At 61.4% G+C, this 22,256-nt stretch carries 19 protein-coding genes and 1 tRNA gene; 8 read left to right on the top strand and 12 right to left on the bottom strand.

Going from position 1 to position 22,256, the window contains the following annotated elements:
• Window positions 1–207 precede the first annotated feature (207 nt).
• Window positions 208–2,883, bottom strand: a complete 2,676-nt coding sequence (locus GNK13_RS09270; RefSeq protein ID WP_164102230.1) for a P-loop NTPase fold protein — start codon at window positions 2,881–2,883, stop codon at window positions 208–210.
• A gap of 173 nt (window positions 2,884–3,056) precedes the next feature.
• On the opposite strand from GNK13_RS09270, the gene GNK13_RS09265 reads away from it, so the two are divergent.
• On the top strand, window positions 3,057–3,467 hold the full coding sequence (locus tag GNK13_RS09265) for a hypothetical protein (protein ID WP_164102229.1): 411 nt from the start codon (window positions 3,057–3,059) through the stop codon (window positions 3,465–3,467).
• Between the two features lie 91 nt (window positions 3,468–3,558).
• Here GNK13_RS09265 and GNK13_RS09260 read toward each other — a convergent pair whose 3' ends face one another.
• The 4 genes from GNK13_RS09260 to GNK13_RS09245 all read right to left on the bottom strand — a co-directional run bounded on the left by GNK13_RS09260 (window position 3,559) and on the right by GNK13_RS09245 (window position 6,884).
• Entirely contained in the window at window positions 3,559–3,867 is a 309-nt protein-coding gene (locus GNK13_RS09260) for a hypothetical protein (protein WP_164102228.1), read from the bottom strand.
• 57 nt (window positions 3,868–3,924) lie between these two features.
• The gene (locus GNK13_RS09255) at window positions 3,925–4,440 is read right to left on the bottom strand and encodes a hypothetical protein (protein ID WP_164102227.1); all 516 of its coding nucleotides are present in this window, start codon (window positions 4,438–4,440) and stop codon (window positions 3,925–3,927) included.
• Window positions 4,441–4,556: 116 nt separating this feature from the next.
• The gene (locus tag GNK13_RS09250) at window positions 4,557–5,504 is read right to left on the bottom strand and encodes a hypothetical protein (RefSeq protein WP_164102226.1); all 948 of its coding nucleotides are present in this window, start codon (window positions 5,502–5,504) and stop codon (window positions 4,557–4,559) included.
• Window positions 5,505–5,567: 63 nt separating this feature from the next.
• Complete coding sequence (locus GNK13_RS09245) at window positions 5,568–6,884, bottom strand: ParB/RepB/Spo0J family partition protein (protein ID WP_164102225.1); 1,317 nt, start codon at window positions 6,882–6,884, stop codon at window positions 5,568–5,570.
• 133 nt (window positions 6,885–7,017) lie between these two features.
• Between GNK13_RS09245 and GNK13_RS09240 the strand changes: the two genes are divergently transcribed.
• The 3 genes from GNK13_RS09240 (at window position 7,018) to GNK13_RS21480 (ending at window position 9,145) form a co-directional block, all read left to right on the top strand.
• The gene (locus GNK13_RS09240; protein WP_164102224.1) at window positions 7,018–7,581 is read left to right on the top strand and encodes a hypothetical protein; all 564 of its coding nucleotides are present in this window, start codon (window positions 7,018–7,020) and stop codon (window positions 7,579–7,581) included.
• A gap of 51 nt (window positions 7,582–7,632) precedes the next feature.
• Window positions 7,633–8,055: a hypothetical protein gene (locus GNK13_RS09235; protein WP_203545352.1), complete on the top strand. Its 423-nt coding sequence runs from the start codon at window positions 7,633–7,635 to the stop codon at window positions 8,053–8,055.
• Between the two features lie 916 nt (window positions 8,056–8,971).
• The gene (locus GNK13_RS21480) at window positions 8,972–9,145 is read left to right on the top strand and encodes a hypothetical protein (protein ID WP_203545351.1); all 174 of its coding nucleotides are present in this window, start codon (window positions 8,972–8,974) and stop codon (window positions 9,143–9,145) included.
• 281 nt (window positions 9,146–9,426) lie between these two features.
• Here GNK13_RS21480 and GNK13_RS09230 read toward each other — a convergent pair.
• Window positions 9,427–9,500 (bottom strand) — tRNA-Val (locus GNK13_RS09230).
• 419 nt (window positions 9,501–9,919) lie between these two features.
• On the opposite strand from GNK13_RS09230, the gene infC reads away from it, so the two are divergent.
• From infC to GNK13_RS09210, 4 genes are all read left to right on the top strand, one after another.
• Window positions 9,920–10,450, top strand: coding sequence for a translation initiation factor IF-3 (infC, locus tag GNK13_RS09225; RefSeq protein ID WP_164102222.1), 531 nt, complete (start codon window positions 9,920–9,922; stop codon window positions 10,448–10,450).
• Window positions 10,451–10,477: 27 nt separating this feature from the next.
• A complete protein-coding gene (locus GNK13_RS09220; protein WP_164102221.1) occupies window positions 10,478–11,329 on the top strand; it encodes a Nif3-like dinuclear metal center hexameric protein in 852 nt (283 codons plus the stop codon).
• Window positions 11,330–11,693: 364 nt separating this feature from the next.
• Window positions 11,694–12,449: a glycosyltransferase family 2 protein gene (locus GNK13_RS09215; protein WP_164102220.1), complete on the top strand. Its 756-nt coding sequence runs from the start codon at window positions 11,694–11,696 to the stop codon at window positions 12,447–12,449.
• On the top strand, window positions 12,446–14,071 hold the full coding sequence (locus tag GNK13_RS09210; protein WP_164102219.1) for a hypothetical protein: 1,626 nt from the start codon (window positions 12,446–12,448) through the stop codon (window positions 14,069–14,071). Before GNK13_RS09215 ends, GNK13_RS09210 begins: the two co-directional genes overlap by 4 nt.
• 108 nt (window positions 14,072–14,179) lie before the next feature.
• On the opposite strand, the gene GNK13_RS09205 is transcribed toward GNK13_RS09210, so the two are convergent.
• The 6 genes from GNK13_RS09205 to GNK13_RS09180 all read right to left on the bottom strand — a co-directional run bounded on the left by GNK13_RS09205 (window position 14,180) and on the right by GNK13_RS09180 (window position 22,240).
• Window positions 14,180–15,514 carry an ABC transporter permease gene (locus tag GNK13_RS09205; protein WP_164102218.1) on the bottom strand — a complete coding sequence of 445 codons (1,335 nt, stop codon included), beginning with the start codon at window positions 15,512–15,514 and terminating at the stop codon, window positions 14,180–14,182.
• Between the two features lie 5 nt (window positions 15,515–15,519).
• On the bottom strand, window positions 15,520–16,362 hold the full coding sequence (locus GNK13_RS09200; protein ID WP_390622506.1) for an ABC transporter ATP-binding protein: 843 nt from the start codon (window positions 16,360–16,362) through the stop codon (window positions 15,520–15,522).
• A 1-nt stretch (window position 16,363) separates the two neighbouring features.
• The gene (locus tag GNK13_RS09195; RefSeq protein WP_164102216.1) at window positions 16,364–18,244 is read right to left on the bottom strand and encodes an efflux RND transporter periplasmic adaptor subunit; all 1,881 of its coding nucleotides are present in this window, start codon (window positions 18,242–18,244) and stop codon (window positions 16,364–16,366) included.
• Between the two features lie 562 nt (window positions 18,245–18,806).
• A complete protein-coding gene (gene leuD, locus GNK13_RS09190; protein ID WP_164102215.1) occupies window positions 18,807–19,394 on the bottom strand; it encodes a 3-isopropylmalate dehydratase small subunit in 588 nt (195 codons plus the stop codon).
• Window positions 19,395–19,568: 174 nt separating this feature from the next.
• Complete coding sequence (gene leuC / locus GNK13_RS09185) at window positions 19,569–21,002, bottom strand: 3-isopropylmalate dehydratase large subunit (RefSeq protein WP_164102214.1); 1,434 nt, start codon at window positions 21,000–21,002, stop codon at window positions 19,569–19,571.
• Window positions 21,003–21,229: 227 nt separating this feature from the next.
• Entirely contained in the window at window positions 21,230–22,240 is a 1,011-nt protein-coding gene (locus tag GNK13_RS09180) for an NAD-dependent epimerase (protein WP_164102213.1), read from the bottom strand.
• Window positions 22,241–22,256 lie beyond the last annotated feature (16 nt).

Here is a 22,256-nt window from a genome sequence, read left to right as displayed (position 1 = left end):
TCGACACGGGGATTGAACTGTGCGAGCAGGTCTGCGATGTCCACTCACCTCAGGCCTGCTCTTTTTGCTTCATGGCCCCCTCGGCCAGCTAATCGCGTGCATGCCGGTATGCGTCGGCATGATCAGGACCAATCTGAGTGCGGCCAAGTGAATCTGTCCCGCGGTGAGCAGCGGCTCCCATGCCGTAGGCTGAGAAGGCGTGGTCGTTTATTGTGCCGCACGCACTGCAGCTCGGGCGGCATCAACCATTCGGTTAGCGAACGCCTGGTCCTTATCGGGAAGCTGGTCAACCATCGCCGCAAGCAACTCGACGACCTCGCGTGCATTATCGCCAAAAAACGCGTTGAGGACTTCCGTGTCAACGGCGGCCTGCACTTCTCTTGCGGCACGGGCACCGATGAGAACAACGCAGTTCGCTACTGTCGGTAAGTCTTGGCACCGCAAGCCTTCAAGGATTATTGGGCCAAGCCAGGACCATGAACGCACACTCACGACTATCACACCGTCGTCACCCCCTGGAGCAAACACGAGGTGGTATAGCGTATTTGGCTCCTCAGGATTAAGCCTTGCTCGCAAGGCGTCAGCGTCGGTGACCGTTCTCTTCACCTCTTCAAGAATGCAGTGACGAATGCCCTGCCGGTCCTGTCGCGGAACCGGTGCCGGTCCCGTAGCCCAGTAATACCACATGCCATTCACAAGCTCAAGGCTAACCGAACATGCATCACGGATGCGGTGCCGTAGCCACTCAGTGTTCCTTTCATCTGTCGAGAGGTAACGATATGCAAATTGGAAGACGGCTGCGAAGCCAGTGCTGTCAGATGTCGCTCGCACACCCTGCTCGCTGCGAATGCGGTCTAGAACATGTTCGCAGAGAAGTAGTATCCGGTCCGAATCGCCACGAAAAAAAATCCCGGCGAGATCTTGCCATACCATGCAGAATGTCTCTGAAGTGCAGATGCTTTCGACAAAGGGTGAGTCTTGCCGGGGCAAGTGAAGCCAATCTTGCGTCTCTTCGAAGACACGTTGGTCTCGGACCTCGTCTCTGTCGATCGCCTCGTTCACTGCACGACGCCAATATCGCTCCTGGTGGATGCCTTGCTGCACGCCGCTCGAAGATGGTTGCCTAGAACTGTCGGACAACCAGTATTCTGTCGCAGGCAGAATGAATTTCATGATCCGTAAAGCTGCCGCAGGATTCCACTCTACGTCTCGGGATGTTCGGTCCCAGTCTTCAATAATCGCTTTCCGGATCATCTCTATCCGATCCCTCCCGAACGCCGGGTCCTGCTTAGGAAGAGAATGAATTCGGCTCCAACGTCGGATGAGGAACTGAAAGCATTCGGGCGAGCCGGACCGTAACGCATTCACTGCGAGCAGTTGGTTGAAATCGATCTCTCCGGCAAGCGTGCCCCATGCCGCGTAGGTGCGTCCGAGAGTATGTCGCAGCGACCGAGGGGTGTTGAGCAACGATGCGAATGCTTCCACAAGCGACAGTTGCTCGTAGTCCCTCATTAGAAATCCAGTGACTGCATGCCACTCATACACGCGGTCGGGATTGGCGACCTTTATATGGGGAAATTCAGATTCATCCAGGCATCTATCGCTGACGCGTGCAACGAGTTCCGAAGAAAGTGTCGGCTCAATGGCTTTTAGGTACTCAATGTGATCGCAAAGCTTTGCATAGTCGATGCCGGTTGAGGAAGAAAGACCTCCGGTGAGGATGAAACGTAAATTGGAGAACTGCTTCAGTCGCTCAAGGAAGGCTAATACTTCCTGGACCTCGAAGCTTTGTGTGTCGTTGCGGTCTAGGTCCTCGACGATAAAAACGATAGTTCCACCCACGTCCCCTAGCAGGTTCGACAGGCGTTCAAACTGTTCCATGGGGTTCGGGTTACGTAGGATCAGATTCGCGATGGCCTCAATCCAATCGCCACCCGCTGAAAACGTCGTTCGATAGGACTCTGGAAGTGAGTCGACCTGAAAGGTGTCCACCTCAGATCTAAGCTTTGAAACGGCCGCTCCAAGCATTTCGTGGATGGCAGACGCAGAGGTCTCGAATCCCCAGCAGCTATGGTGGCAGACGAAGTGCCTGCCACCGAGTCTTTCGCTGATAAGTAACCGGCGGATAATCCTCGCGATCAGACTTGTCTTTCCCGCTCCAAACGGGCCCACGATCCCCACTGATCGAGTTCCGCGGGAAATCAGGCGGCTCACACGGTCAGCCACGATTTGGTGGTCGAGAAAGTCATATTGTGCCGGTGCATCTGACTCAAGCCACGCCTCAATCTCGTTCCAAGGTGCATTTTTTACGTCTTGGAGCGTCGTCGACACCACATCCACCGAGTCCGGTTCCCCTGGTTCTCGGACGCTCTGAGTGGTGCCCGGCCACAGTTGGTAGTACCAGCCCACAATCAGTAGCGAGCCGCCTGCGTAGCCGAGCCATTCCCACGCAGTCGCACGATACCCCCGGGCGGTGAAGCCATACAGAACATCGATGCATGCAACCACAGCCCATGCGACGAGAGCAGCCAGCCAAGCGGGAGGGTGCGATCTCCAGTGGGCAAGGTGCGACCGTCGTGGCGAGAGCAGCCTGAACATCGCCACCGTGAATAGGACGCACAGAAAGAACGCAAACCCTACCCTCAGCCAGTCGGCCAACGCGTGGAAGTACGCGTGGACGGGTTTCGGATGAGCCCGCACCAAAGGAAGCAAAATTCCTGCGGCAAGAATCGTGATAAAAAGTATCAGCCCGGCGTGAATCCGGTGTGGAGTGAGCCTCTTGCTCGCCCAGCTCTCGAAGCGAGCCCAAGCTCCCGAGCGAGGGTTCGACGGCCCAAGAACCACCGTGTCTGTACTTGCTGTCGCGTTTTCTGCCTCTGGCATTCAGATGGATCCATCTCAGTTGACGCTTGCGATGACGCCAAAACCTTGGGAGTTCATCGTCTTCTCACCGGTCAGAACCGCTACCATACGGTGCAGGAGGCAGTGCGGCAATCTACTTGCTGTGCACCACCCACCTGAAGTCATCCCGCTCCGGAAACGAGCGGGAAAATGCGATGGAGCGGGAGTACCTCGCTGCTGCCATGGCCCTGAGCGTCGTTGATGACCTTCACAAGTTCGCCGAGCACTCGATGATGGTCATCGGCGACTTGAACGTGGGAGCCACCGACGCGTCAAAGAACGGCACCGACTTGGATGTCGACGCGATGGGAAGCGGGGCTTCTGGCGATCGTTATGACGAAACACATGCCTTGCTGGGCGAAGGTCTAGTCCACGGCCTCCAGATGAAGAATCTGACAATTGGTGTGGGCGAGACGTACGACAGCACTGATTTTCCAGGGACCGGGCCGATCGACAACATCTACGTGACCGGGGCGGATGAGGACAAATTTGAAGACGCCGAAAAGAGCAGCAGCACCTTTGGCTCAGATCATTTTGCTGTTTCGACCGTCTATGAGATGGATTGAGGGGACGGACCTGGGAGGCCGACGCGATCTGCGGCTCGCCTGGTGCTGCCTTCGAGCAGTTTTCGGCTGTGTCTGAAGGCAGTGGCCCCGGTCACGATTGTGGGCTCTGGCTTGGCCGTGCCCTCAGGACTTCGTATTCGCAAACTTGCTGCGGCGTCAGCTTTTGGATCAGCGAGTCTGGCGGCTCTTCTCTTCGGAGTACAACGTATTGAAGCAAATCGTCGCCGGACAGTCGGGCTAATTGGGACATCGGCAGGTTTCTTTGCGTCAAAACCGCGTACTCCAGAAGCTCCTGTGCCGAAAGTTTCCGGAGGAGTTGCTCGGGCAGGACCGTCTGACGGAGAACGACATGCCCAAGCAACTGCTGTCCGGACATCTGAGAAAGCTGCAAATCGTCCATTTAGTCTCAACGGGACGTAAGCGGTTAACGCAAGCGGGGAAGTGTCGAGGGCAAACGTCAGGCTTCAGGATCGGCAGGTGTTTGCTGTCGCTGACGCTCCGCCAGGTCCGGGCTGATTTCGGCGAGCAGATCGTATAGATCCTGTGGTAACTGATTCAATCCAGGTATAACGCTCCAAGATCTGTTCTCTTGTTCGATGTCCTCGACAGTGACCAAGCCCCTGGCGAGGAGATAGCGGCGTAGCTCAAGGTATCTCTTGGTCTGGCGGTAGATTTCCCAGCAGTCTCCGCCCTTATCGAGGTCGCAATAGTCGGCGAGGGACTCGAATATCTCTTCAGAGCCTTGGTCGGGATTGACGGTGAACGACGTGTGGGTGCTGCATTTCCGAAGGTCCGAGTTCTCTTTTGGATCACCATCCGGATAATCCGTCGGCTCAGTCAATGTGCCGTCTGGGTCGTATAGAGTGCCAGCCTCTTCGACAGCAAAGAGGTCTGCAGCAGCGGTTCCATCGTTTCCCCAGTAGGGAGTGAGGGTGAGTGAGCGGCTAGCTGCGGTCGTGGCTTTTTCAGACATCGTTTTCTTCTCAGGTTTGGGGGAAATGCGAAGCGAACTTCGCGGCGTCAGAGTGCATTGCCACAGGCGAGCTTACGCCTGCGGATATGTTCATTCCTGCTCGTCGATTCGTTGATTCACTTATTACACCGTCTGTCTCCTTTGCTGGAATCGAACTTGACAATTGAGGGTGGTGGATTCCGAATTCCAGCGGAATGCTGGTCGTCATCGAGAGCCTCCTCGCGTATCTGTGCGAGTTCCGCTCGGAGGTCGGGTGGGCGTGGCGGTTTAGCTGTCAGCCTGATCGCGGGGGCAGGATCGTGGTCAAGATCGGCTGTCGGCAGTCGCTTCCGTAAGCTGTAGTAGCTGGACTTTTTGAGTCCCGTGCGTTGGGTGAATTGCCTTACGCGATCCGTTGGCGTAAGCTCTTCGCGTCTCTCCAGATCCTGTAGCACGGCAATATGCAGATCCAGGGCAAAGGTCTCCAATACCCATTGCTTCCATTCGATACCTGCTTGCTTGCGGTGATAGGCCCGTACGTATGATCGTACGGAGAGCCCCTGAAGATTCCCTAGATGATGACCAATGAAGTCGTAGATAGCTTGGTCCCAGTACCAGCTCCCTACATACTTATGCAGCTCTGCATTCGTAGGATCAAAATAGATGAAGTGGGCACGGTCGAGGATTGCTGCTTGGTCTTCGGCCTGAGACGAGACGAACCTGTTGCAGATGATGCAGAACCGGCTCTTCGTTTGAAAAGAACGAGGGATACCGTCCTTTTCGAGCTGTCGGGATGCTTTTTCCCAGTAGATTGTTTTGCAGGATTTGAGTTCCGTCGCCTGCCTGATCAATCTCCGTCCTTCGAGGTTCGCCCATAGGACTTCAGCGTCATCCAGCACGATCAACTTGTTGCGGTGCTCCCACAGCGTCCTGTAGGTCTGGAATGGAGACGCATTGCCCTTGATGATTTGCAGGGATTCAGCGTCCTGCTGTTCGAAATACCACGATTTCGAACGTCCAGGATCGCCCACCACGATGAGCAACGGGAAGTAGCCTGACATGAATGCAGCGTACAGCTTGTGCATGTCCGCGAAGCTCGTGACAAGCTCGGCACCGGGTGGGATTTTTGGGGATCTCATGGATGTCGCCTATTTCGCTGGATGCTGGAGGATCAGAGGCTCTGCAGCGGTGGACCCGGCTTCCGGATTGCTGGTCACTTGCTTCCGGCGATCAGTGCCGCGGGAGTACCGCCGCTCATCCCGCTCGCACGAGACGCATCGGCGGCCAAGTTGGTACGCGGCGATCGCGGTCGTGAAAGATCCTCCACAAGGGTCCACGATCAGATCACCCGGCTTTGAAAACCACTCGGCTAGCTGTTTCGCTTCAGTCAGCGGCTGCTGCCATTCATGGGCATCTTTTTCCTTGCCACACCGTGAGAGCAGATTGCTCCATGGCCTAATTGCTGCGAATGGGCTCTTGCTCCAAACCAGGACGGGACGATAGCCAATCAGCGATTTGTGAGGGTGGTAGGGCTGGCCTTTAGATGCGTTGACCGAGACGATCATGTCCACCCACTCGAATTGCGTCTGCACCACTGCGACTGACCTCGGCAGGTGAATGCTTCCGACGTACAGGACCAAGAGCCCGCCGGGCTTGAGCCATCGTTGGGCAAGGTCGACGAGTTCCTTCAGTTGGCCAGAGTCGATAAATTTGGCGTCATAGGGAACATCGCTGAGAAGGAGGTCGACCTCTTCGGGGCCGATCCACGAGTCCTGCAACCCCTGGAAAGAGGAGTGGTGTAGCCGGACGTTTTCAGCAGTCACCGAACTCTTGGCGATGCGATCCCACTCGCTGTATTTTTCCTTACTTTGCTCCCGTTGGACTGCCCGCCTCGCCGAGCGGAAATCGAGTGTTTTTCCCGCCAGGCGGTTAGGGAGGTCCGGGAGCAGTTTGGCAGCCCTGGCAATGCTGGCCGGGCCGGAAACGGCGATGGAATGTCTCTTGGTTGGTCGCAGCTTTCCGTCCTTGCCGCGGGCTCTCTCCGGCAACTGGTCAATCCGACCACTCGCTTCCAGCTCGGCTTGGTACCTTCGGACGGTGTTGTGGCTGACATCGAAACGCCGACCGATCTCGCGTGCCGAGACGAAATCCCCTGTCTCCTCCAGCGAACAGAGATATCGCTTGATCACTTCTTCACGGGCCGCTTGGTCCAGGTGGCGACGGGCGAGATTGGACTGAATGGCGGCGAGGTACTTTTCCGCCTCTGAGCGGAACTCACGCACCTCGATTTTTGGGGCGACGCCCAGCTCTCTGCAGATCATCTCGCGATGGTGCCCGATCACCGTGACGCCCTGCTCATCCTTGATGATCGGGTCGAGCTGGCCCTCAGTCGCGATCGACCCGCGGAGGGCGTCGAGGGCCTCGCGGTCGAGGGGCGGAAAGAGGTTGTAGGGCGAGGGAGGCATGGCTGAACAAGAAATCCTCGGGAAAACTATCGGCAAACTGTCGGATGTGGTAGCATATGGCGTGACTGCTCGGGGTCAAGGGTGAGCGGGCAAAAAGTGGGAAAAGAGTCGGCAACAAATCGGAGCGGGTGTAATGGCGGCGGAATCCACCTCGGCCAATCTTTTCAGTCGCGAAGAGCGGCGAGAGATTTTTCGTGAGAATCTGGATAACTTGTTTTCCTTGGTGCTCCGGAAGAGCAAGCGGTCGGCGGCTGGAGCAATCGGGGTCGATCCCAACTGGGTGAATAAAATCTGCTCCGCCGGGCTGACGCGAATGGACCGAAAGAACGAAGAGAAGCTTCGTGCATTGGCGGGTTACTTTCGGCTGCCTGTAGAGGAACTCTGGACGCCCGGACTCCTGTACCTGATATGGGAGGGAGGCCACTTGCCCGAAGTGCGTCGCTATTTCCGCGAAGAGTTTGGTTTGGCACGCACCGTAATGCTGTCCCCTTTCTTCCAGCAGCGAGTGGCGGAACTCCGTGCTTGGGGAGCCTTCGGTGACGATTCCGAGTGGCAGTCGGAGCAGGATGGCTCCGGTAGAGCAACCAGCGAAGACACTGAGGCAATCTGCGAGAAGCTGAGGGTCCTTCTCGAAAGTGGTCACGACTACCTCGTGCCACTGATTGACTCTCTCTACACCTCGGCGAAAGGACGCTGACGGCAGCGGCGGACAAGAGCGTCAGCAAAGGCCGTTCGGGGAGGATTGGTGTTGCTCCAGTTCCTCCCGCCCCGCAGCCGCCGCTCCGCTCCAGGGAATCTGCTATCTCTGACCACAGCCATGAACAACATCCCTCCGCTTCCTCCCGATTCCCTTTGGCCATTCATCCTGAATGTCGGTGCGGTTGCTCAACTGTTCGCGGTGGTCATCCTTACCTGGGCCTACGCCTGGATGAGCGGTGAAATTCCCGATGCTGACGCGATCGCTCGTTTCGAGCGAACTGGAAACGACCCATGGGAGCACACGGCGATGACGAGGTTCGTGGGCTTCATTTTCTTTTCCGCGGCGGTCACCGCGTGTTCCGGGATCGTTGCATTTGTCACTACGCGAAACACACGGCATCGTGCATTAGCGGCTCTTTCTCTGTTGGCGTCCGTTATTGCCTTCGGCTACCACTTTTGGTTGATCGATTGATAGAACGAATGCTCGCCGCGATCCAAGGGTGCGGAGGCATTACCACACGAGCTGGCACGCGATGACTGAACCGCCCAGACATCCCTGTGAGTCGCCACGCCCTTCATCCCGGCAGTCGACCCCACGGCAGGGGAATGCAAATCAGCGGGGTTTACCAAGGTCCCAGACCGTGGTCTGAATGAAAGCCGTTGGGTGCAAAGCCGGGCATTCTCGGGTTCTTCCAAAAGACGCCCCACCCTAAGAGTGACGCTGCAAACCGATCCCATCGCATACATCGCAGACTTGGCGATATTTCTGCACGGTTAGCACCCAACCGTTCCCACGGCAAAACCTGCAATCGGGTTGGCCGATGCGGTCAGTCACAACCTGTCCGACTCCCCTGCACATGTTACACGCCCGGAATTTTGGCTTTCCGAGCCTTCCCGTGCCCCTGCAACACCGGCAGTCCATCTTTCCTACGGCAGATCTAGGCGGGCTTGGCCGGACATCCGTTCGCCAACGTCGCGTCCAAAAATCGGGATACCGCCAGGCAGCAATCCCTACTCCAAGACTTGCGAATGTCGCGACCGTCGCAGTCACGCCGATTGCCTCTCCAAGCATTGTGTCGACCCTTCACACATGAGGTTTGCAGATTGTGCCGCCGAGTGCCCCACTTTTACCCGCACCGCGTGGATTTGCTCCAGTGCCTCTGGAGCAGCAGACCCGGCGGCAGCGACCGCAGCAACTTGGTGCTTTCTTTCTTCTTGCTCTTCCAAAAGTCGTCGCCGCAAAAGGGGAATGCGAGCGGCAAAGGGATCGAAAGCAGCCCCGCCGGTGGCATTCTGGGTGCGAGCCAGCCCAAGCCTTTTAAGCGTCCACCGGCGGGGAATTAGCCGCTTAGCGAATGTCGACGCGTGACCGAACCTGTCGACCGCAGGTGCATTTTTCAACGCCCGCCCAGGAGGTTCAGCAACGCGAACAAGACGGCGACGAAATACTGAAAGAGAAGCGACTAGCGACAGCTTTCAGGATGGAGAGCCGACTGGCCAACCTGGATGACGCCGAGAAAGAGAGCCTGGATGCCGACACCTTTGATGCATCGCCCCCATGAGAAGGGGAACTCAAAAATTGAGACATCCGGAGGAGGCAACCACACACGCTCGAAGCAGGATGAACAGCCGACTGGCCAGCGTGGCCGATTGAGCGGTGGGAGCGAGCACAAAAAAACCCCAGCCGATCAAGTGACCGGTGGGGCTTTGTTTGGCAGTGCCAACTGGCTGGCAGTCCCGACCAGCCTCCCTTTTGTGTGTAAATTTGTGTGGGAGGCGGTTGTGTGTGCTTTTGTGTGTAAGCCGAATTGCCGTAAGTGCTTGGTATTTAAGGATTTAAAAGTGGGCGATACAGAACTCGAATCTGTGACCTCCACGATGTCAACGTGGCGCTCTAACCAACTGAGCTAATCGCCCTCGAGTTTGGCTGACTTTGAGTATCGGCACGTCAGTTGCAAAACTGGAGGCCGGTTTCCGTTTCAGCTTTCGGTAGTCTGGGCTGGGTTTTCTAACTCGTCAAGGCCTGCTGGTCCGCCGCCCCGTTTTTCCCGCGGCGGCCGCGGTTGGGAGCTGCCGGAGGGTGCGGGGCCGGCCGGATTTCCGGCATTCGGTTCCCTTCGCCTGGGGGTGGCTTGCTGGGCCGCCCTGGCCAAAACCGCGGTAAACTGTGTTGACTTTAGGCGTTGCAGTGGTCGATACTCTTGCGGACTGTGGGGATAGACTCGGCGCCGCATCGCGGCGAGTTTTGACACTGGCAACTGGCCGGCGGGGTGTACTCGCCGATCCCCCTCCCTTCCACGATTGGTCCGGGAATGCCACCCGGCCGAGGACGATAAATGGCACTGGCACGACGAGGCTTTCAACTCCCCGAACGCGACACCACCCGCGTCAACGGGCAAATCCGAATCTCTCCGGTCCGCGTGATTGGCCCCGAAGGGGACCAGTACGGGATCATCCCGACCGAAGAAGCACTCACGCGGGCCCGCGACGCTGGCCTCGATCTGGTCGAAGTCGCACCGAATGAGCGGCCCCCGGTTTGCCGAATCATGGATTACGGCAAATTCAAGTACGACAAGAACAAGAAGAAGAACCAGGGCAGCTCGCACACCAAGACCAAAGAAATCCGCCTCCGCCCCAAAACTGGCCAGGCCGATATCGATACGAAGGTCAAGCGGGCCGAGAAATTCCTCGAGCACAAAGACAAAGTGCAAGTGTCGGTGCTGTTTCGCGGTCGCGAGATGGCCCACATCGAAGAGGGACGCAAGGTCATGGAATCGGTGATCGCGACCCTCTCGGCCGTCGGCAAAGTGGAAACCGCGCCGCAGCAGCACGGGCGGCGGATGATCGCCATGATCGCTCCCCGCTAGCCTCGCGCAATCGGCAATTCACCAGCGATGGGTGCTCCCGAGCGGCCGCTGACCGTCGACGCCTTGGCTCAGTTCCTAGCCCAGCTCGCTCCGCTTGCGCTGGCCGAATCGTGGGATAACGTCGGCTTGCTGGTCGGTGACCGCAGCCGCCGCGTGCAACGGGCGATGACTTGCCTGACGATCACCCCGCCGGTCGTCGCCGAGGCAGTCCGCCGCCAAGCCGAGCTGGTCATCGTCCACCATCCCCTTCCCTTCCAGCCGCTGAAGCGGATCACGGCCGATTCAACGACCGGCCGCATGCTGCTGGAGCTGATCGCTGCCGGCGTCGCAGTCTACAGCGCCCACACGGCGATGGATTCAGCCGCCGGCGGGATCAACCAACAGTGGGCCGAAGCCCTGCAGCTCGAGTCGATCACCCCTCTGCAGCCGCTCGAGACGAACGCTTCGCCCAAGGCGAACGCTTCCCCCAAGGCAAACGGGCCAGACGCTGTGCTCGGTGCGGGCCGCGTGGGGATTCCGGCGGCAGGCGAAACGCTGCAAAATCTCGCTCGTCGGGCCCAGCAGGCGGTCGCCGCAGCGAGCGTCCGCGTGGTGGGTGACGCCGAGCAAAGGGTCCGCAAAGTCGCGATCGCCTGCGGCAGCGGCGGCAGCTTTTTGGGGGCCGCCGCGAGGCGTGGCTGCGATGGGCTCGTCACCGGCGAAGCCAACTTCCACGCCTGCCTCGAAGCTCGAGCCACCGGCGTCGGGCTGATCCTCCTCGGCCACTTCGCCAGCGAACGGTTTGCGATGGAGCGGCTGGCCGAGCAGCTCGCAGAGCAGTTCCCGGAGCTGGACGCGTGGGCGAGCGAAGCGGACCGCGATCCGCTGTGGACGCTCTAACGTACGTCAGCCCAACGTAGGGCAGCCTTTCCAGGGCGACCTGCCAGCTGGCGGTGTTTTAGGCTCTGCCAGAAACCCCTGAGCCGACGGCGCTAGCCGCGGGTTCTACAGCGGGACATTCAGGGTTGCGAGGCCCGAGGCTAGCGCCTACGGCTCAAGAAGGCAGGACGGGGCTGGAAAGCCCGAACGCACGGCGATTCATTGACGATCATCGAAAGACGTCTAGAATTGGTGGCCGGCCTGGAGTTTGCTCCTTAGGCGGGCATTCTCTGCTAGCGCAGCGGCGTCGGGCTGTTGAGCCTGCCCGTTGCGCGCGTCGGCTTCGCCTCGCTGACATCCGTCCGGCCTTGAAAGGTTGTCCGTTATGAATGCAAACCGCTGGCTCGCTGCTCTGCCGGTGTACAACGAAGTCGCTTACGTGGATGACGTACTGAGCGAGGTGCGGCGGTACGCGGACCATGTGCTGGTGGTCGACGATGGCTCGAACGACGGAACCTCGGAAGTCTTAGCCCGGCGGAGCGACATCACGGTGCTTCGCCACGAGCAGAACCGTGGCTACGGAGCGGCGCTGCGGACGGCGTTCGAGTACACGACCGCCGAGGGTTTTGCCGGCGTGGTGACGCTCGACTGTGACGGCCAGCACCAGCCGATGCGGATCCCCCGCTTCATCAAAGCGGCCGAGTCGGCCGACATCGTCTCGGGCAGCCGCTACGCCAAGCAATACCCCGGCGACAGCGAGCCACCGGCCCAGCGGTTGTTCATCAACCGCCGCATCACCGGCGAGCTCAACCGTCGCCTCGGCTTTCAGCTGACCGATGCCTTTTGCGGGTTCAAGGCGTACCGGACCGAGGGGCTGCGGGAGCTGCGGATCACCGACGATGGCTATGCGATGCCGCTTGAACTGTGGGTCGAAGCGGCGGCGGCGGGGCTGCGGGTGATCGAGCTTCCGGTCCCGCGGATCTATATCGATCTGAGCCGATCGTTTGGCGGCTCGCTCGATCACGCAGAGACGCGGTTGCGGTATTACAATCAGGTACTCGATGCGGCCATCGCTCGCGTGTGTGCCGATGGTCGGGAACTCCCCCGCCACCGCGATCTCTGTCAGAACGCTCACGGATGACTCCAGCCCCTCCCCTCGCTCGATTCCGCGACTTCACCGCTCCTCGGGAGCATGGGACGGCGCTAATCGATCCGCCGCTCGGCGAAGCGGGTCAGCGGCTCGCGGCCAATCGCGCTTTGGCCGACACTTGGGACGTGGAGATCGGCGAACGACCGCTGGCGGACCTCCGGCAAGCAGCCCGCGAGGAGTTGGTCCAGGCGGCGACGCGGTACACGTCGGCCTATCGCCAAGTGCCTGCCGATTTACGGTCACAGGTCGGCTCACGGGCGATCGTCATGGCCGGGCACCAGCCGGAGCTGTTTCACCCCGGGGTGTGGTTTAAGAATTTCGCCCTCTCGGCAGTCGCCGCCGAGCAGGACGCGCTGGCGGTCAACCTCATCATCGACAACGACCTGTGCGGCGGTTCGTCGGTCGTGGCACCGAGCTTCCGCGACGGCCGGCTCGTCCGAGAAGCGGTTCCGATCGACGCTCCGGCCGCGCTCTCGGTCCCTTTTGAGCAGCGATGGATCGTGGACCGGGGGGCGTTCGATTCATTCGATCGTCGGCTCGCCCAGTCGCTTCGGGGAGTCGTCGAGCACCCGGCGGTCGACCGGCTCTGGGGGCACGCCCGCCGAGCGGCCGATCGCTGCCAAAACATCGGCTGTTCGGTCGCCCAAGCCCGCCACGCCCTCGAAGGGGAGCTCGGGGTGCAGACGCTCGAGCTGCCGATGAGCGTCGCTTGCCGAACTCACAGTTTTTCTGCGTTCGTGCTGTCGTTGGTGGCTGATCTGCCGCGGCTGCACAGCTGCTACAACCAGTCGCTGATCGAATACCGGCGAGCCCACGGGATTCGCAGCAGCGCCCATCCGGTCCCCGAGCTGGCCGAGGAGGATGGCTGGTTCGAAGCACCGCTGTGGATCTACGGCGACGACGATCCGCGGCGACGCTCGGCCTGGGTGCGGCTGCATCGCGATCGGCTGGAGATCAGCGACCGCGAGGGTCGCTGCGTGGCGATCAGTGCTGCGGCCGAGTCGGCTGCGGCTGCCGAACAGCTGTTTGCCGCGGGCGGCCCGCAGTTCAAACTGCGTCCTCGGGCGCTGGTCACCACGATGTATGCCCGTTTGGTCCTGAGCGACCTGTTTTTGCATGGTATCGGCGGAGCCAAGTACGATCAGCTCGGCGACATCATCATCCAGCGTTTCTTTGGCATCCAGCCGCCCGAATACGGCGTCCTGAGCGCGACCGTGCTGCTGCCTCCGCGGGCCGCGGCGAGCTGGCCCCGCCGCGGCGAAGCCGAGCAGGCGATCCGCGATCTTCAGCAACGGCAGCGCGATGTGCAGTTCGCTCCCGAGCGGTTCGCCGACCGCATCGATCTGCCCAGCGATTTGCTCGAGCGGAAACGTTCGCTGCTCGCCTCGATTCCACCGCTCGAGGCCAAAGCCGCTTGGCATCGCGAACTCGAAGCGATCAACCACGAGCTGTCGAGCTATTTGAGCGGACTGCACCACGAGCTCGACGAGCAATTGCAAGCGGCTCGCGAAGCGGCCCGCGAAGCCCAGATCACCGCCTCCCGCGAACACTCATTCCCGGTCTATCCGCTCGAGTGGATGACAAAAGAGTTCGAGCGGTTGCTGCGGGGTTAGTCGCCTATAGTCGCCTTTCGCTCCGCGAAAGTAGCGAGCCTGCCCAACTTTCGCGGAGCGAAAGGCGACTATGGGACCGCTACTTTCGCGGAGCGAAAGGCGACTATCTTACTCGTGGCGGAGGGCTTCGATCGGGTTCATTCGGGCGGCGCGGACGGCCGGATAGAGGCCGCTGATCAGCCCCACGCCGACGGCGATCGCGATCGCCACCGGGATCGTGATCAGCACGATCGTCGGCTGAGCCTCGCGAATCGTCTCCGGCAGGGCCGCAAACTTATCGGCGGCAAAGTACTTCACGCCCCAGATCAAGCCGGAATACATCATCGGTCCAAGCAACCCGAGCAGCGTTCCGAGGACGGCTCCGGCCAAGCTGAGGACGAACGTCTCGACCAAGAACTGCCGCGTGATGTCCCTCCGCTTGGCCCCCAGAGCGCGGCGGATGCCGATCTCGCGCGTCCGTTCGGTGACGCTGGCGAGCATGATGTTCATGATCCCGATGCCGCCGACGAGCAGCGAGATGCAGGCGATCAGGATCCCGATCCCGAGGAACATCACCCGCAGGTTTTCGGCTTGCTTGAGCAGCTCCTTGGGGACCACGACCGCCACGTCGCTCATCGCTTCGTGGGCCGGCATCAGCGTGTTCTTGACCAGTTCGGCGGTCGATTCGACGTTGTCGACCGAATCGACTTTGAGCGTGATCTGATTCAGCTCCATGATCTCCATCTCGCGCGATCCGCTGCGGCGAGTGTAGATCGTGTCGCCGATCCGCTGCTGGAGCGTCTTGATCGGAATGTAGATGTCGCCGGAAAAGTCTTGCGAGTCGAGCGAGCCGCCGATCGCCGCTGAGGGATCGCGATGCTGGAGGACGCCGATCACGGTGTAGTAGTCGGTGTGCTCGGGAACGTAGACTCGCAGCCCGATCGGGTTCTCGTAGGGGAACAGCTCTTCAGCCACGCTGGCTGCCAAGACGCAGACCGTGGCCCGCTGATAGTTATGGATGTCGGTGATGAACGACATCGTATCGGGGTCGACCAGATGCAAGCGATTGACGTCGGCGTACTCCGGCGTGCAGCCCACCAAGCGACCATCGACGACGCGGTCTTTGTAGGTGAACTGGCGACGGATCTCGCGGATCGGCACCGCGTTGCGGATCGTCGGGACGGTCGAGAGCAGCTTGTCGAGCTCGGCGCGGCGGAGTCCATACTGGCTGGCCGCCGAACCCTGCATTTTTTCGCTCGGCGGTTTGACGCTCCGCACGATGATCGTGTCGGCCCCGAGCGATTCGATCTGCCTGACGACTTGGTTGCTGGCTCCCTGGCTGACCGCGGCGAGCACGATCACTGCCCAGACACCGATCATGATGCCGAGCATGGTCAGCCCGCTGCGGAGCGGATGCAGCAGCAGACTTTTGACGCCGAGCTGGACGGTGCGAAGCCAGAGCATGGCGGTTACTCGCTTTCCTCGCGGGCGATCAGCTCGAGCACGGCTTGCCGTTGACGCTCGCGGGCCACGGTCCGGTCGGCTTCGGAGTTCGTCTTGTCCGACTGCAGCAACCCGTCCTTGAGGCGGACCACGCGTTTGGCGCGAGCCGCCACTTCGTCCTCGTGGGTGACCATGATGATCGTCCGCCCCTCTTTCTCGTTCAGATCATCGAACAGCGAGAGGATCTCTTCGGTCGTTTTCGAATCGAGGTTACCGGTCGCTTCGTCGGCCAACACGAAGTAGGGATCGTTGACCAGCGAGCGGGCGATCGCGACGCGTTGCTGCTGACCACCGGAGAGCTGCGCGGGACGGTGGTCGAGCCGTTCCCCGAGTCCGACCAGCTTGGCCAGCTCGATGCACCGCTGCCGTTCATGGTTTCCCAGCCGGCCTTGGTAGTACAGCGGGACTTGGATGTTCTCGACGACCGTCAACTGCTGGATCAGATTGTACGACTGAAAGACAAACCCGATCCGGCGGCTGCGAACTTCGGCCAGCTGATCGTCGCTCATCCGCGAGACGTCGTCGTCGCCGAGCAGCAATTGGCCGCTGGAGGGTTGGTCGAGGCAACCGAGCAGGTTCAGCAACGTGCTCTTGCCGCTTCCCGACGGTCCCATGATGGCCACGAAGTCGCCTTCGGGTACGTCGAAGGAGATGCCGCGAAGCGCCCGGACCGTCTCACTCTTGAGCACGTACTCTTTGGTGAGATTGCGGATCGAAGTCGCCAGCGGTCGCTGGCCCGCGTGCGACGAAGCGTTGGCAGCCTCAGCTCCCTCGGAACCGGGCGTGTGCGGCGGCGGATAGGGCTGCAAGTTACTGGGCACCCGAGCCTCCTCCGTCGTTGCCGGAAAATCCGCCGCCGGGTTGCTGCTGGAGGCGGGCCACGAATTTGGCCGTGGCCGAGGTCAGCTCGCTGCGGCTGACCTTCCCGTCGCCGTCGCCGTCGCTGTCAGCCCCTTCGGCCCGGCGCTTCGCCCGCTCGTCCATCGCCGCGATCTCCTCGCTGCTGAGCGTCCCGTCGGCGTCGGTATCGAATTTTTCAAACGTCGTCGCCACCATCGCCGCGGCCGAGGGCGGGCCTCCCCCGCCGGGGCCCGCAGCACCGGCCCCCGCAGCACCGGCCCCCGCAGCACCGGGACTGGCAGCACCAGCCCCCGCAGCACCGGGACTGGCAGCTGGGCGGCTGCTCGCGTCGGAGGGTCCATCGGCGTCGGCCGCCTCTCCACTGCGGCGGTTTTCCAACTGGGCGGCGAGTAGCTCTTCGGGAGACTCCTCGGGGGTCGGGAGGTTCATCAGATCGAGGTGGCTGCGGAGGTTCAAGACGACCAACTCGCCGTCTTCGACTCCGCCGCGGATCGTCGCCATGCTGTCGTTGGTGGCTCCGATGTCGACTTCCCGGGTTTCGAATTTCCCTTGCGGCGTCCGCACCAGGGTGAAGGTGTCACCGAAGTGCTCGTAGATGCCTTGGATCGGCATCTGCAGGGCGTCGGGCTGCTGCTCGACGAAGATCCGCACTTCGGCGGTCATCCCGGTCCGGATGTCGTCCGGCGGATCGACGATCTCGATCGCACAGGCGTACTCCTTGATCGACGAGCTGAACCAGCTGCCCGGTTCGGCGTAGCGATTGACCTTTTTGACGCGTCCGAGCAATTCCATGCCGGCAGCCGCGTCGACGCGAATCCGAGCCGGCATGCCTTCGCGAACGAGGGTGATCCGCGACTCGTTGATTTTGGCAACGACCTGCATTTTGCTGGGGTCGGGGAGCTGGATGATGGCTTGCCGTTCGCGGACGATCGCACCGGGCTCGACCACGAACTCGGCGTTCCCACCGCGGCTGCTGTAGCGGTTGCTGTGCACGACCACGCCATCCGACGGTGCGTAGATCACGCAGGCGGTAATCTGCTGCTCGAGGTCGGCCAGCTTCTCCTGCTCTTCGAGCAAGGTGCTGCGAGCCGCTTCTTGGGCGGCTTGGGCGGCGTTGATGTCGCTGTCGAACTGGACGAGCATCTTCTCGCGGGTCAGTTCCTGGAGGACTTTGAGCCGCCCGCGAGCCGCCTCGAGCACGCTTTGGGCATTGACGACGCCGAATTGATCGCCGGTCATCTGCAGCGAGTTGACCAGCCCCTTGGCAACCATCCGCTCGGTGCTGCGGAGATTCAGCTGGGCTTTGCGAAGTTCCTGCTCGGCCACGGCGATCTCGCTCTCGATCGCCTTTTCTTCGGTCGTGTAGGTCCCTTGAAGGTATTCTTGGCGAGCGATCGTGGCTTGTTTGACCGTCGCTTCGGCGCTGCTCAAGGCGGCCTGAGCATTGCTGACGATGATCTTTTGCTGTTTCAGTTCGGTTTCGAGCTGCGAGGAGTCGAGTTCGACCAGCTTCTCCCCCTTCTCGACTCGCGAGCCTTCGTCGATCACCCACAGGATCGCCGTCCCCGCGCCGCCGCGCGACTCGACTTCGCAGATGATCTCGGTGTTACTGCTGCTCTCGATCTCCCCCTGCTCGAGCACGACGTGATCGAAGCGGCCGCGGGAGACCGGCTGTAGGATCAGCTCCGACTCGCGGACCCCTTCCTCCGCCGACCCCTGGTAATAGTAGTAGCCGCCGGCCGCCACCGATGCGACGCACAGCAGCAACAACAGTGAGAAGACGATTCCCCCACGACGTGCCGCGGGGTCCGAAATCGAAGATAGCGCCATTTGGGGGCACTCCCACGGAGGCGAGATTGGAGCGATTGGAGGGGCTGGCGCGGCAGACAGCTCCGCACCGGTGGGAATCGGTCCAAGTGGGCCCGCGACTCCTGCAGGCCTACTTAGCGACTCCTTTCAAACTACTGTAAGGTCCGCAACGAGTCACGGTTCAATTTCCCGAGTTCTTCCACTTTCGCAGCGCGGCGAAAGCCACCCCCGCAGTCCAGACCCAGTTCCCAAACCGGCAGAAGAGAGGCGGGGCTTCGGTTGAAACCCCGCGAAACGCCCGCGGTTTCGCTCGAGGGGGCGGAGGCAGAGAGGGGCTGTCAGGAAACAAGAATGACACCCTCCCCCCGGGAGGGTCGCGAGGAACGAGCGGGGAGGGTAATGCGGGACGGAGAGCCTTCGATAGGGACAGACTCAGCGGACCCTCTCCGGGCCTGAGAGCCCGACCCTCCCGGGGGGAGGGTAATAGAAGCGCTCAGCGGATTGGAGAACCGGACGCAAGAAGCGTGGCGGCTGATTTGACAGACTGTTCCATGACGGCCTGCCGCAACCCCTACCGCGGCTCTCAGCCTTGGGCCGCTTCGAAGGCGGTGATCTTGTCTTCGTGCTGAAGCGTCAGCCCGATGTCATCCAGCCCGTGCAGCAAGCATTCGCGGCGGAACGGCTCGATCTCGAACGGCCGCTCAAAACCGTGCTCGTCGCGGATCCGGCAATTCTCCAGATCGACCGTCAAGCGATACGGCAGGTGGGTCTCGGCCCGCTCGAACAGTTCGTCGATGTCCGCTTCGGTGAGGGCGATCGGCAGGACGCCGTTCTTGAAGCAGTTGTTGAAGAAGATGTCGGCGAACGAGGGAGCGATCACGCAGCGGAACCCGTAATCGGCGAGCGCCCAGACGGCGTGTTCCCGGCTGCTGCCGCTGCCGAAGTTGCGGCGGGTGACCAGGATCGACGCCTCGGACCACTCGGGCCGGTTGAGCTCGAAGGCGGGGTTCGGAGAGCCGTCGGCGGCAAATCGCCAGTCAAAAAACAGGAACTGCCCGAACCCGCTCCGCTCAATGCGTTTGAGGAACTGCTTGGGGATGATCTGGTCGGTATCGACGTTGGCGCGATCGAGCGTCGCGACGACGCCTTGGTGCACGGTGAAGGCTTGCATGGGAAAGGGGGTGTGTTGAGGGATGAGGGGAGTCCGCGGCGACGGGTGGTTTCGCGGGAGGAGCGGAGAGGACCGGCGGCCCTCCCCGGGCCTGAGAGCCCGACCCTCCCGGGGGGGAGGGTGGCGTTTTGGGTCAGCCTGGAAAGGCTGACGTACGTGGGACTGACGTATGGGTCAGTCGGCGCCGCGGTAGTTCCACTGGCGGATGTCGACGAAATGGCCTTCGATCGCGGCCGCGGCGGCCATCGCCGGGCTGACCAGGTGGGTCAGTCCGCCCTTGCCTTGGCGACCTTCGAAGTTGCGGTTGCTGGTGCTCGCACACCGTTCGCCGGGGGCCAGCTTGTCCGGGTTCATCGCCAGGCACATGCTGCACCCGGCTTCTCGCCAGTCGAATCCCGCTTCCTTGAAGATCCGGTCGAGTCCTTCGGCTTCGGCTTGCCGTTTCACCTGGCCGCTTCCCGGCACGATCATCGCGTTGACTTGGCTGCTCACCCGGTGCCCGCGAGCGACGGCCGCAGCGGCCCGCAAGTCCTCGATCCGGGCGTTGGTGCAGGACCCGATGAAAACGCGATCGACCGCCACGTCGGTCATCGAGGTGCCGGCCCGCAGCCCCATGTACTCGAGCGCCTGGGCCGCCGATTTCTGCTCGGTCGGATCGGACATCGAGGCGGGATCGGGAATCGCATCGGAGATGCTTTGGACCTGGCCCGGGTTGGTCCCCCACGTGACCTGCGGCTGGATATCTTCGCCGCGGAAGACCTGAGAGCGGTCGTAGCTCGCGCCGGGATCGGTGGGCAGTTGCCGCCATCGCTCGACCGCCGCATCGAAATCGGCCGGCGCTTTGGGACGCCCGCGGAGATATTCGAAAGTCTTCTCGTCCGGGGCGATCATCCCGGCCCGCGCGCCCGCTTCGATCGACATGTTGCAGATCGTCATCCGCTCTTCCATCGACGTGCGGCGGATGCAGTCGCCGGTGAACTCCAGCACGTAGCCGGTTCCGCCAGCGGTCCCGATCTGGCCGATCAAGTAGAGGATCAAGTCCTTGGCGGTGACCCCCCGCGGCAGCTCTCCGTCGACCCGCAGCTCGAACGTCTTCGGTTTCGCCTGCAGCAGCGTCTGGGTCGCCAGCACGTGCTCGACTTCGCTCGTGCCGATCCCGAAGGCGAGAGCCCCGAACGCGCCATGAGTGGCCGTGTGGCTGTCGCCGCAGACGATCGTCATTCCCGGCTGGGTATAGCCGTTCTCCGGCCCGATGACGTGCACGATCCCCTGGCGGACGTCGTGGATATCGAGCAACTCGACACCGAACTCGCCGCAGTTCTGGCGGAGCGTCTCAATCTGTTTGCGAGCGATTTCATCGGCGATCGGCAAGCTCCGGTCGCTGGTCGGCACGTTGTGGTCGGGCGTGGCAATCGTCCGCTCCGGCCGGCGGACGCGCCGCCCGGCGAGCCGCAAACCCTCGAACGCCTGCGGGCTGGTGACTTCGTGAACCAGATGAAGATCGATATACAGAATCGCTTGTCGGCCGGGTTCCGCATGGACAACGTGGTTGTCCCAGATCTTCTCGAACATCGTCCGCGGGAGGCCCCGGGTCGCTGAATCGCTCATTGGCGTGTGGAGTCTTAAAGCGAGTAGAGAGGTTGGAGAACCCTCTACTTTATCTCCCCGAGCCAAAACTCAGAAGGGCTAACGGGGCTCGGGGGGCTGGCAGCCCTCTTGAGCCGACGGCGCTAGCCGCGGGTGCTGCAGCGCAGATTCCGGGGTTGCGAGGCCCGAGGCTAGCGCCTACGGCTCACCCGAGGCTAGCGCCTACGGCTCAAGGGACTCAACGGGCCTTAGACCCCGTAGTACTCTCGGTACCAGCGGACGAACTGTTCGACGCCGTGCTCGATCGACGTGCGGGGGCGGAAGCCGACCGCCTGCTCGAGGGCTTCGATATCAGCGTAGGTCGCCGGGACGTCGCCGGGCTGCATCGGCAGCAGCTCTTTCTTGGCCGGTTTGCCGATCGCCCGCTCGATGGCTTGGATGAAGTCGCCGAGCTCGACCGGGTTGTTGTTGCCGATGTTGTAGATCCGGTAGGGCACGGCGCTACTGCCGGGATCGGGAGCGGCCGAGGACCATTCGGGGTTGGGGGTGGCAATTTGTTCGGCGGTCCGAAAGACCCCTTCGACGATGTCGTCGATGTAGGTGAAGTCGCGCCGCATCCGCCCTTCGTTGAAGACCTGAATCGGTTCGCCCGCGAGGATCGCTTTGGTGAACAGGAACAGCGCCATGTCCGGCCGGCCCCAGGGACCGTAGACGGTGAAGAACCGCAGCCCGGTCGTCGGCAGCCCGTACAGATGGCTGTAGGTGTGGGCCATCAGTTCGTTCGACTTCTTGGTCGCCGCGTAGAGGCTCAGCGGATGGTCCACGTTCTGGTGGACCGAGAAGGGCATCGTCGTGTTGGCCCCGTAGACGCTGCTGCTGCTGGCGTACGTCAGGTGGGGCACTTGGTGGTGCCGACAGCCCTCGAGGATGTTCAGGAATCCGACCAGATTGCTCTGGGCGTAGGCGTGGGGATTTTCCAGCGAATAGCGGACACCGGCCTGGGCGGCCAGATGCACCACGCGGTCGAACTGGTGGCGGTCGAAGATGTCGGCCACGGCCGCCGTATCGGCCAGTTCGACGCGGTAGTTCCGAAAGCCCTCGCGAGCCTCCAGCCGTGCCAGCCGGTCCTCCTTCAATTGGACGCTGTAGTAGTCATTGACCACGTCGAGCCCGACGACCCGATGGCCGCGGGCGAGAAGGTATTCGGCGAGATGAAAACCGATAAATCCGGCAGTACCCGTGACGAGATATGTACGCATCAAGAAGTCAACTTCA

It is taken from the genome of Candidatus Laterigemmans baculatus, assembly GCF_010367455.1.
Lineage (GTDB): Bacteria > Planctomycetota > Planctomycetia > Pirellulales > Pirellulaceae > Laterigemmans > Laterigemmans baculatus.
The sequence above is the reverse complement of the archived record's forward strand: the minus strand, read 5'-3'. Positions and strand labels throughout refer to the sequence as shown.

What these genes read in the sequence shown, in the direction of transcription:
- GNK13_RS09180 (WP_164102213.1), bottom strand. Translation starts at nt 22,240, where the DNA reads ATGCGTACATATCTCGTCACGGGTACTGCCGGATTTATCGGTTTTCAT.
- GNK13_RS09215 (WP_164102220.1), top strand. Translation starts at nt 11,694, where the DNA reads ATGAATGCAAACCGCTGGCTCGCTGCTCTGCCGGTGTACAACGAAGTC.
- infC (WP_164102222.1), top strand. Translation starts at nt 9,920, where the DNA reads ATGGCACTGGCACGACGAGGCTTTCAACTCCCCGAACGCGACACCACC.
- GNK13_RS09195 (WP_164102216.1), bottom strand. Translation starts at nt 18,244, where the DNA reads ATGGCGCTATCTTCGATTTCGGACCCCGCGGCACGTCGTGGGGGAATC.
- GNK13_RS09205 (WP_164102218.1), bottom strand. Translation starts at nt 15,514, where the DNA reads ATGCTCTGGCTTCGCACCGTCCAGCTCGGCGTCAAAAGTCTGCTGCTG.
- GNK13_RS09210 (WP_164102219.1), top strand. Translation starts at nt 12,446, where the DNA reads ATGACTCCAGCCCCTCCCCTCGCTCGATTCCGCGACTTCACCGCTCCT.
- GNK13_RS09240 (WP_164102224.1), top strand. Translation starts at nt 7,018, where the DNA reads ATGGCGGCGGAATCCACCTCGGCCAATCTTTTCAGTCGCGAAGAGCGG.
- GNK13_RS09260 (WP_164102228.1), bottom strand. Translation starts at nt 3,867, where the DNA reads ATGGACGATTTGCAGCTTTCTCAGATGTCCGGACAGCAGTTGCTTGGG.
- GNK13_RS09270 (WP_164102230.1), bottom strand. Translation starts at nt 2,883, where the DNA reads ATGCCAGAGGCAGAAAACGCGACAGCAAGTACAGACACGGTGGTTCTT.
- GNK13_RS09265 (WP_164102229.1), top strand. Translation starts at nt 3,057, where the DNA reads ATGGAGCGGGAGTACCTCGCTGCTGCCATGGCCCTGAGCGTCGTTGAT.
- GNK13_RS09250 (WP_164102226.1), bottom strand. Translation starts at nt 5,504, where the DNA reads ATGCACAAGCTGTACGCTGCATTCATGTCAGGCTACTTCCCGTTGCTC.
- leuC (WP_164102214.1), bottom strand. Translation starts at nt 21,002, where the DNA reads ATGAGCGATTCAGCGACCCGGGGCCTCCCGCGGACGATGTTCGAGAAG.
- GNK13_RS09220 (WP_164102221.1), top strand. Translation starts at nt 10,478, where the DNA reads ATGGGTGCTCCCGAGCGGCCGCTGACCGTCGACGCCTTGGCTCAGTTC.
- GNK13_RS09245 (WP_164102225.1), bottom strand. Translation starts at nt 6,884, where the DNA reads ATGCCTCCCTCGCCCTACAACCTCTTTCCGCCCCTCGACCGCGAGGCC.
- GNK13_RS09255 (WP_164102227.1), bottom strand. Translation starts at nt 4,440, where the DNA reads ATGTCTGAAAAAGCCACGACCGCAGCTAGCCGCTCACTCACCCTCACT.
- leuD (WP_164102215.1), bottom strand. Translation starts at nt 19,394, where the DNA reads ATGCAAGCCTTCACCGTGCACCAAGGCGTCGTCGCGACGCTCGATCGC.